The sequence below is a fragment of the Frankia sp. CcWB2 genome (genome assembly GCF_977927585.1).
The window spans coordinates 1-1,966 of record NZ_CDWRCM010000004.1 but is presented as its reverse complement, the minus strand read 5'-3'; the positions used below and the strand labels follow the sequence as shown (position 1 = coordinate 1,966).

Here is a 1,966-nt window from a genome sequence, read left to right as displayed (position 1 = left end):
TAAGGGGACGTAATGAAGTAACAAATACGTGATCGAGAGCATCATCGCAGGTCACAGGCCTGTGGAGGGTTCGAAACGCGCAAGTTATTTCATTTCGACTCCTAACCCTCCACATTTCCCGCCGGGCCCGCATCCGCCGGGCCCGCTCGACAACCATCACAGGGACGCTATCTGTCCACCTGCTGCACTCAGCGAGGCAGAACGCAGCGGGGACGGTGGCTGCGATCCCCGGTCACGTCCCAGCGTGCCCATTTCGTGCCCACAAGGATCTTCAGCTGTTCCAGGCTGATCGTCGCCAGCTGTCTCCGGCGACAAAAAGCCTGGTAAAGCGGAGGGCGTGGGATTCGAACCCACGACGAGGATCACTCCCCGTAGCGGTTTTCAAGACCGCCGCCATCGGCCACTAGGCGAGCCCTCCTGACCTGCGGAGACGACGTCAGGCTACGTCCGGCTCGCCGGAGTCTGCCCGCCATGTGCCCGCCGGGTGCGACTCCAGGATCTCACAGCCCGCGCCGGTGCTGTCCGCCACGTCACCCGTCGGCACCGGATCGGCCGCCGGGCAGTGGCCCGTCAGTGCGTCCGTGATCCGATCGTTGACGAGAGGCCAGCATGTAGCCCGCACATTGCCGAAATCCTCGTTTTAAGATCAAGACGCGGTGCGGGCCGCGCTTGCAGGTCCGAACTGTTCGACGAACGCCCTCGTCGGCAGCGTGAGGAAACCAGCTGACGCAGGGAGCTGTCTTACCTCATGCTGTCAGATAGGGGATCGCGGTGCCCGCGATCGCGCTGCTTGCCCTGGCCACAGCGATTCACCCGGCGGTGTCCCACCGGCAGACGGCACCGATCACTCAGCCTCTCCTTGATCCGACCACGTTGGACCTCCGTGTCTGAGATTTCGGGTGCTGAGCCATCGGGTCACCGCGTCGGTGAGGACCACCTCGTACGGAAGGCCTCGCAGCCCGTCCGCGGTCACGTCCAGACCGCGCGCCCGCCCCAGGTCGGCCAGCCACGACCAGGGGTGGTCCTCACTGGGCTGTTCGCCATCAGGGAGTACGACGTTCAACACGTCTTGGGTGATGCTGTCGCGGGTCTCGCCGAACTGGCCCGCGCCAAGACCTGGATCACCGAGTATCCGGCTGGCGGTGAAGCCGCGATCTTCATGCAAGATCACCCGCCGGCCGTCGTCCAGCGTGACGAACTCACTGACCGAGAAGCTCTGGGAACTCCCGTCGTCGGCGCGCGGCGCCCACAGATCACACAAGGCGCCCAGGCCGACGATGCGACCGGGCTCGACAGGAGGAAGATCCCTGCGACCGACCGCGTCCGGGTACGGCTGCCAACTCCACTCCATACCGCTCACGTCCCCCACCTCGGGGTCCCGGGTAAACCGTTTGCAGTGCTCTTCAGTTCCACCTTAACCGTCAGCCACGGCGTGGCCGGCACGTTTGTGACCGGCCACGCGGCTGAGACGTGTTCTACCACAAGGAACTCATCCACACCCGCCCCTGGCCCACCTCGTCGACCTGAAAAGAAAGACCGCCGACTGGATAGAAAACTACTTCAACACAACACGTCGCCATTCGTCCCTCGAGTACTTGACACCCAGGGAATACGAGCCAGGCCACAGAAACATCAGTCAGCTGGCAGCCTAAAGGGCGTCCAAAAAAGCGGAAACACTCCAGCCAACGCCGGGTCGGCGCATTCACCCAAGCCGTCTTCGTCCTGGAGCAGGAAGAGATCTAGAAAAACCGACTTTGAAAATGCTCATTCTGGCTCCCGGAAGGCCACCTTTTCGCAACGGACCTACTGCGGTCCGCGAACCGATGGATTATCTCAGGAATCCCCGGCCTTCGGTTATTGCATAGTTGAATCCCCGCGCGACCGCGGGGCCGCCGACCCGGTGTCGGTGCGACCGGCCCACGCCGGAACCTGTCAAGATTTTTGAGGCAAGATTCTTTGTGGACTA

At 62.8% G+C, this 1,966-nt stretch carries 2 protein-coding genes and 1 tRNA gene; 1 reads left to right on the top strand and 2 read right to left on the bottom strand.

Annotated elements, in window-relative coordinates:
• Positions 1–329: 329 nt before the first annotated feature.
• Positions 330–418 (bottom strand) — tRNA-Ser (locus ACY45C_RS01250).
• A 426-nt stretch (positions 419–844) separates the two neighbouring features.
• The gene (locus ACY45C_RS01245) at positions 845–1,360 is read right to left on the bottom strand and encodes a hypothetical protein (protein ID WP_462185838.1); all 516 of its coding nucleotides are present in this window, start codon (positions 1,358–1,360) and stop codon (positions 845–847) included.
• A 103-nt stretch (positions 1,361–1,463) separates the two neighbouring features.
• On the opposite strand from ACY45C_RS01245, the gene ACY45C_RS01240 reads away from it, so the two are divergent.
• Positions 1,464–1,652 carry an integrase core domain-containing protein gene (locus tag ACY45C_RS01240; RefSeq protein ID WP_462185866.1) on the top strand — a complete coding sequence of 63 codons (189 nt, stop codon included), beginning with the start codon at positions 1,464–1,466 and terminating at the stop codon, positions 1,650–1,652.
• Positions 1,653–1,966: the final 314 nt, after the last annotated feature.